Here is a 6,677-nt window from a genome sequence, read left to right on the forward strand (position 1 = left end):
GCTCCTTCTGCGGGTGGGGACTCAGGACCCGGCGAGCGCCGGGCTCGGGGCGGGCACGGTCGCGAGGCGCACGGGGGCGCCGATCAGGTCGTGCACGTGGCGGGCGGCGCGCATTCCGCTCTCGATGGCGCCGTCGATGAAGCCGGCCCAGCCACTGGCGTAGTCGGCCCCGGCCAGGGCCACGCGGCCCTCGGGGCGCTGGAGTTCCGCCAGGGCCCCGGTCAGCTGGCCGACCCGCTGCATGGGCCACGTCTCGCCGGAGAACGGGTCGGCCACCCAGTCGTGGCAGGCGACCTCGAGGACCTCGACGTCGGGCAGCCAGCCGCGCAGGGCCCGTTCCACGGCGGCCCGGTCGGTGCCGTCGAGTCGCCGGCTGTCGGCCCCGAAGGCCACCACCACGGTGGTGCCGTCCTCGACGGACTCGACCTGGCACAGCGTCAGGGGCGCGGAGCCGGGGGCGAGCGCGACGAAGGGCTGGTGCTCGCCGCGGAGCCGGGCCCAGATCTTGGTGCCCATCGACGTCTGGCCCTGGTGGGCGGCCCGCCGCTTGGTGTCCGACAGCGGCGGGTCGAAGGTGATGCTGTCCAGCACGTCGAGGGGCAGGGTGACGACCACGGCGGCCGCGGTGAGGGTCGCCCCGTCGGCGAGGGACACGGTGGCCGCGCCGCCGTCCTGGGCCACCGCGGTGACCTGCGCGCCGAGACGGACCTCGGCGCCGGAGTCGGCCAGCATCGCCTCGATCAGGCGGCGGGTGCCACCGACGATCTTGTAGGTGGCGCAGGCCTCGAACATGAGCTGCCAGCTGCCACCGGCCAGCGCGCACCACCGGAGCGCCTGTGCATAGCCGCCGACGTCGGTGGGGCCGTTGAAGTTGGTGGCCCACATGCCCTCGACGGCGTCGAACTCGCCCGGGGTCAGGCCGGCCTGCTCCAGCCTCTGCCGGATCGACGTCCCGTCGATCTCCCGGAGCCGGTCACCCAGGAGCAACGGCTCGTAGGGCCGCGGGAACCAGGTGAGGGCCTCCTCGGTGCTGGCGCTCATCCCGCGGTCGAGGAGCTCCAGCAGCTCGTCGGCGGTGCCCCGGTGCAGCTCGCCGCCGGTGATCCAGAAGCCGTCGATCGGCGTCGGCGAGGCGACGACGTCGATGCCGTAGCGGCTCAGCTCGGCCCAGGAGTGCGGCTGGACCCAGTGCACCCAGGTGCCGCCCAGCTCCAGGTCGCGGCCGAGCCGGCGCTCGGTCCAGGTCCGGCCTCCGGTGCGGTCGCGGGCCTCCACGATGAGCACGCGGTGGCCGTGTCGCCGCAGCTCGCGTGCGGCGGTCACGCCGGCGAAACCCGCGCCGATGACGATGACGTCGGCGTCCTGGGTGGAGGGCATGGGATCTCCTCGACGAGGCGCTGGTGTCCCGGGGGACCTGCTGGATGGGCCGGGCGGAGCCGCGGGCGGTGTCTGCGACGGTCGCTGACCAGATGGACAGTTGTGACCGCTGGCACAGAAGATGCCGCACGGGCCCAGAACTGGTCAAGTGGACAGCCGAAATTCGTTGCGGCATCCTTGGCGTCGGAGCAGGCGCACCGGTTCGGAGCAGGGGCGCGGGGGAGGAGCGGGGAACATGACGGTGGTCGAGGCAGTCCCGGATCGTGGGGGACCCCGGTACGGGGAGGGCCGCAGTGCCCTCCTGGCAGCAGCCGTGCGGGTCGGCGCGAGGCGGGGGCTGCGCCACCTGACGTACCGCGCGGTGGCCGCGGAGGCGGGTGTCGCGCACGGCCTGGTCGCGCACCACTTCGGCTCACGGGACGCGCTGCTCGACGAGGCGCTGCAGTTCTCCCTCGACCACGGCATCGCCTCGCTGAGCTCGGCGCCCGGGAGCGGCGACGTCGACGCGCTGTTCGTGGGCGTCAGCGCCTGGTTCGAGCAGGACACCGACGACGCCGTCTTCCAGTACGAGCTGATCCTGGAGTCGCGCCGGCGACCCGAGCTGCGACCGCACGTCGAGCGTCTCTACCTGGCCTACCGGGAGGCTCTCCGCACGGAGCTCGAGGCCTGTGGCCTGCCCGACGATCCGGACCTCGTGCACCTGGTCTTCGCGGCCCTCGACGGCCTGGTGTTCCAGCAGGTCTGCCTGGGGGAGACCGCCGCGACCGAGGCGGCCATCGACCGGCTGCGGAGCCTTCTGGGACGGCTGCGCTGACGGAGGCCCTCCCGGCCCAGCGGCCGGCGGGCGTCCCAGCTCAACCGCCGTTGCTGAGGATGCCCCGGTACACCGACTCGCGGGCGGCGAAGTCCTGCCGGTTGGTGATGTCCCGGAACGCCGCCGCGTGCGACGGGTCGAAGCCCGGACGCTCCGCCACCTCGCGCGGGAACAGGCACGAGCACTCGACGAACGTCTCGCCGTGAGCCAGCGGGACCAGCCGGTGGGTCATCACGCAGTCCGGCTCCAGGGTGATGAGGTCGGGCGCGAGGACGAGGTACAGCGTGTGCCGGGCCTGCTCGTCGGTCAGCCGGGGGAGGCGGTCCCCGCCGCTGCGCCCGTCCAGCGACGAGCCCGGCCTCACCCTCCGCACGATCGTCGCCGCCCTGGTCGCCCGGGAGGAGCGCAGCGGGACCCGTCCCGGCGCGGTCGCCGCGACGGCCGCCGTCCAGGATGGTGACGTGACGACCTCGACGCGGCTGCCGGTGCCGGACCACGAGCGGTTCACGGCCGAGGTGCGGGCGGCCGCCCGCGGGCTCGCCGGCATCGCCGAGGTGACGTCGCTGCAGCGCAACGCCCGGCTGTCGGCGGCCACGGGAGCCGACGTCCGGCTCAAGCGCGAGGACCTCCAGATCGGCCGCTCCTACAAGGTGCGCGGCGCCTACACCACGATCAGCCGGCTCGACGCCGGGCACCGGGCGGCCGGCGTCGTCTGCGCCAGCGCGGGCAACCACGGACAGGGCGTCGCCTACGCCTGCCGCGTGCTCGGGGTGCGCGGCCACGTCTTCGTCCCCGGGACGACCCCGCGGCAGAAGCGGGAGCGGATCGCCGCGCTCGGTGGGGACGTGGTGCAGCTCGTCGTCACCGGCGACTCCTACGACGAGGCGGCGGCCGCGGCGGCGGCGCACGCGGCGGCCACCGGGACCACGCTGGTGCCGGCGTTCGACGCCCTGTCCACCGTGACCGGCCAGGCGACGGTCGCCGTCGAGCTGCTGGAGCAGTGCGGCGACCGGCGGCCGGACGTCGTGGTCCTCCCGGTCGGCGGGGGAGGGCTGCTGGCCGGCTGCGCGACCTGGCTGCGGCTGCACAGCCCCGGCACCCGGGTGGTCGGGGTGGAGCCCGCCGGGGCGGCGAGCATGGCCGCCGCGCTGGCCGCCGGCCGGCCGGTCGAGCTGCCCGAGATGGACACGTTCGTCGACGGCGCCGCCGTCCGGCGGGTGGGGGAGGTGACGTACCCGCTGGTCCGCGACTCCGGTGCCGAGCTGGTCGCCGTGCCGGAGGGGCAGATCTGCTCCGAGATGCTCGACCTCTACCAGGTCGACGGGGTGATCGCCGAGCCCGCCGGGGCCCTCGCCAGCGCCGCGCTGGCCGGCGGACTGGTCGCGGTGGAGCCCGGCCAGACGGTGGTGTGCCTGCTCTCGGGCGGCAACAACGACGTCAGCCGGTACGCCGAGGTCGTCGAGCGGTCCCTGGTCCACAAGGGGGTCAAGCACTACTTCCTCATCGAGTTCCCCCAGGAGCCGGGTGCGCTGCGCCGCTTCCTCGACGAGGTCCTCGGCCCGGACGACGACATCGTGCTGTTCGAGTACGTCAAACGGGACAACCGGGAGACCGGCGCCGCGCTGACCGGCATCGAGCTGGGCAGCGCCGCCAGCCTGCCCGCGCTGCTGGCCCGGATCGAGGACAGCCCGCTGCGCATCCAGCACCTGGCCCCGGGGACCACCGCCTACCGCTTCCTGGTCTGACGGTCGACCCCGGGGCGGCAGGCGACCCGACGACGCTGCTCAGGGGGCCAGCGGGGGCAGGACCCCTGCCTGGGTCAGCCACCCCATCCAGTCGCCGAAGTGCCAGGCTTCGGTCACCCTGCCGTTCGACCAGTGGAAGACCAGGCTGCCGCTCGCGGTCGTGTGCCGGCCGGTCGGCTCCACCGGCAGCAGGGGCGCCTTCCCGGCGAACGTGCCGGCGCAGTGCCACCGGTGCACGGAGGTGGAGCCGGCGACGACGTCCTCGTCGTGGAACAACTCGAAGTCGTGGAAGCCGGCCCGGAAGCCGGCGATGAAGTCGAGGAGCTCGGCCTTGCCCATGTCCGGGAACGGCGGCACGTGGTAGGTGACGTCGTCGGCGAAGAGCTCCTCGACACCCGACATGTCACCGTCCACCCAGGCCGCACCGAAGCGGTCGAAGGCGGCACGGGCGGTGGACTCGGACAGGGGCTGGTTCGCGGTCGTTGCCATGACTCCTCCATCGGGGTCGGGAGGTCCCCCGCTGTCCGTGTGGGGGCTCGGGACCGTCAGCGCAGCCGCACCCGCAGGGTCAGCGTGCCGGTCTCCTCCCCGCTCTCCACGAAGACGCCGTCTCCCCGGGCGGCCCGGAAGTCGCCGGACCCCCCGGTGATCGCCAGGGTCTTCTCCGGTGGCGGCGCGTTCTCGAACGCGTAGGCGATCGTCCCCTGCCCGTCGAGGGTGACGACGGCGGTGCAGTTCGCCAGCCCGGACGGATCGACCACCACGCAACTGCCCACCTCGTGGCCGACCGGCCGGCCGTCCTGCTCCAGGACGTCGTTGAAGACGATGACGTCGGCCGCGGACGGTCCCGGGACGCCGAGATCGGTGTAGGAGAACGGGCTCGTGACGACGGCGAACTCGAGCGTGACCTCCTCGCCCCCGGAGCCGCGGGAATCGTCCTGGTCGGCGCTCGCGGTGGCCGCCTGCACGACGAGCGCGGTGGCGAGCAGGGTGGTCCCGAGTGCTGCGGCCCGCAGGGTGCGTCGGTGCGCCATGGCGGTCTCCTCGACAGGTGGGGTGGGTCCGTCGGCCGGGTGGCACGACTGTCCGCCCGCTCTCCGCCCAGAGGCAGGGCCGTTGGCCCCTGAACGCGCCGAGGCGGTCTCGGATCCTCCCGCGCTCCGGGATCCACCGGACGCCGGACCCTTCCCGGTGCTCGGGCAGACTGGGGCGGCGTCCGGCGCGCGAGTCGCCGGGCGGTCCCCCGGTCGCGAGCGACGCGGCTGCCCGAGGCTTCCCAGGAGCAGGCACGATGGCACAGCACGCCGACATCCCGGCCGAGCAGATCCTGGACGCGGCGAGCCACATCGCTGACCACCTGCTGGACGTGCAGAGCCGGGTGAACCGGCAGATGGACGCCACCCAGTCCGAACTCCTGCCCGAGGTCCGGCGGCGGCTGGGCTACGACGACGCCGAGGCGGTCGACCTGACCGGCCTGGTGAACGCCAGGATCGCCGGCCTGAGCATCGTCGTCACCCCGGAGGCGGTCGCGACGATCGTGCCCCTGTCGGCCCGGTCGGCCACCACGACCCGGGCCGGCCGCCGCGCGATGACCGACATCGTCGCCGGTGCCGACGGCCGGCTGGCCGTCATCGCCGGCCCGTGCTCGATCCACGATCCGGTCGCCACGCTGGAGTACGCCGCCTTCCTCGGTCGCATGCGGGAGCGGCACGGCGACGACCTCGAGATCGTCATGCGCGCGTACACGGAGAAGCCGCGGACCGAGGTCGACTGGAAGGGCTTCGCCTACGACCCCTACCTCGACGGCTCCAACCGCATCAGCGTCGGCCTGATCGCGACGCGGATGCTCATGTGCCGCATCACCGCGATGGGCGTCCCGGTCGCCGCCGAGCCGCTCAACGCCCTGACCCCGCAGTACCTCGACGGCCTGGTGACCTACAACGGCGTCGGCGCGCGCAACGTCACCGACCAGACCGCCCGCGAGCGGGTGTCGGGCTTCTCGTCGGTCATCGGCTTCAAGAACTCACCGGAGGGCAGCATCGAGGCCGCCGTCCAGGCCGTCGTCTCCGCGCGGGCGCCGCACGAGTTCCTCGGCGTCGACCGCCACGGGATGACCGCCCAGCTGTCGACGACGGGCAACGAGACCGGCCACGTGATCCTGCGCGGGGACCGGAACGGGCCGAACTACTCCGCCGCCCACATCGCCGACACCACGGCGAGGCTCCGGGACCGCGGCCTGCCGGCGGTGGTCGTGGTCGACGCCTCGCACGGCAACAGCCAGAAGAACCACCTGCGCCAGATCGACGTCGTGCACGACCTGGCCGGCCAGATCGCGGCCGGCCAGCAGGCGATCCGGGGCGTGATGGTGGAGAGCAACCTCGTCGCCGGCCGTCAGGACCTGGACCAGGAGCACCCCGACGCACTGGAGTACGGCAAGAGCGTGACCGACGCCTGCGTCGACCTCGACACGACCGCGGCGCTGCTCGACGAGCTCGCGCGCGCCGCCCGGGCGCGGCGCGACGTCGGTGTCGGGGACGGAGCCCGGCGGGCCGGCTGAGCTCGGCGACGACCTGCGCTCACCCGTTCGGCCCCGACTCCGTGAGGCCCGGCTCGCGGAGCCGGAACCGTCGTAGGTCGAACGTGTGTTCGGTTCGTGGCAGCGACGGCGGTGGAGCAGACCGGCATCGAGGAGGTGCTGGTCGGCTGGTTGGGTGAGCGGCCGCTGCTGGGCGGGCGGTTGC

Annotated in this window: 7 protein-coding genes; 3 read left to right on the top strand and 4 right to left on the bottom strand. The window is 73.9% G+C overall.

Features of this window, described 5'->3' with window-relative positions:
- Positions 1-21 precede the first annotated feature (21 nt).
- On the bottom strand, positions 22-1,377 hold the full coding sequence (locus MY520_RS24140) for a flavin monoamine oxidase family protein (RefSeq protein ID WP_436695229.1): 1,356 nt from the start codon (positions 1,375-1,377) through the stop codon (positions 22-24).
- Positions 1,378-1,612: 235 nt separating this feature from the next.
- On the opposite strand from MY520_RS24140, the gene MY520_RS24145 reads away from it, so the two are divergent.
- Entirely contained in the window at positions 1,613-2,191 is a 579-nt protein-coding gene (locus MY520_RS24145) for a TetR/AcrR family transcriptional regulator (protein WP_436695230.1), read from the top strand.
- Positions 2,192-2,231: 40 nt separating this feature from the next.
- Here MY520_RS24145 and MY520_RS24150 read toward each other — a convergent pair whose 3' ends face one another.
- Positions 2,232-2,555, bottom strand: a complete 324-nt coding sequence (locus MY520_RS24150) for an SRPBCC family protein (RefSeq protein WP_436695231.1) — start codon at positions 2,553-2,555, stop codon at positions 2,232-2,234.
- Between the two features lie 97 nt (positions 2,556-2,652).
- Here MY520_RS24150 and ilvA point away from each other — a divergent pair, with 97 nt between their 5' ends.
- Positions 2,653-3,936 (top strand): threonine ammonia-lyase IlvA, encoded by a 1,284-nt coding sequence (gene ilvA, locus MY520_RS24155; RefSeq protein WP_436695232.1) that lies wholly within the window; start codon positions 2,653-2,655, stop codon positions 3,934-3,936.
- Between the two features lie 39 nt (positions 3,937-3,975).
- On the opposite strand, the gene MY520_RS24160 is transcribed toward ilvA, so the two are convergent.
- Positions 3,976-4,425, bottom strand: a complete 450-nt coding sequence (locus MY520_RS24160) for an ester cyclase (protein WP_436695233.1) — start codon at positions 4,423-4,425, stop codon at positions 3,976-3,978.
- 56 nt (positions 4,426-4,481) lie between these two features.
- Positions 4,482-4,970, bottom strand: coding sequence for a hypothetical protein (locus MY520_RS24165; protein WP_436695234.1), 489 nt, complete (start codon positions 4,968-4,970; stop codon positions 4,482-4,484).
- A 257-nt stretch (positions 4,971-5,227) separates the two neighbouring features.
- On the opposite strand from MY520_RS24165, the gene MY520_RS24170 reads away from it, so the two are divergent.
- Complete coding sequence (locus MY520_RS24170; protein WP_436695235.1) at positions 5,228-6,493, top strand: 3-deoxy-7-phosphoheptulonate synthase; 1,266 nt, start codon at positions 5,228-5,230, stop codon at positions 6,491-6,493.
- The last annotated feature ends 184 nt before the right edge of the window (positions 6,494-6,677 follow it).

Source organism: Geodermatophilus sp. CPCC 205506 (assembly GCF_051383635.1).
Lineage (GTDB): Bacteria > Actinomycetota > Actinomycetes > Mycobacteriales > Geodermatophilaceae > Geodermatophilus.

What these genes read in the sequence shown, in the direction of transcription:
- MY520_RS24140 (WP_436695229.1), bottom strand. Translation starts at nt 1,377, where the DNA reads ATGCCCTCCACCCAGGACGCCGACGTCATCGTCATCGGCGCGGGTTTC.
- MY520_RS24145 (WP_436695230.1), top strand. Translation starts at nt 1,613, where the DNA reads ATGACGGTGGTCGAGGCAGTCCCGGATCGTGGGGGACCCCGGTACGGG.
- MY520_RS24160 (WP_436695233.1), bottom strand. Translation starts at nt 4,425, where the DNA reads ATGGCAACGACCGCGAACCAGCCCCTGTCCGAGTCCACCGCCCGTGCC.
- MY520_RS24165 (WP_436695234.1), bottom strand. Translation starts at nt 4,970, where the DNA reads ATGGCGCACCGACGCACCCTGCGGGCCGCAGCACTCGGGACCACCCTG.
- MY520_RS24170 (WP_436695235.1), top strand. Translation starts at nt 5,228, where the DNA reads ATGGCACAGCACGCCGACATCCCGGCCGAGCAGATCCTGGACGCGGCG.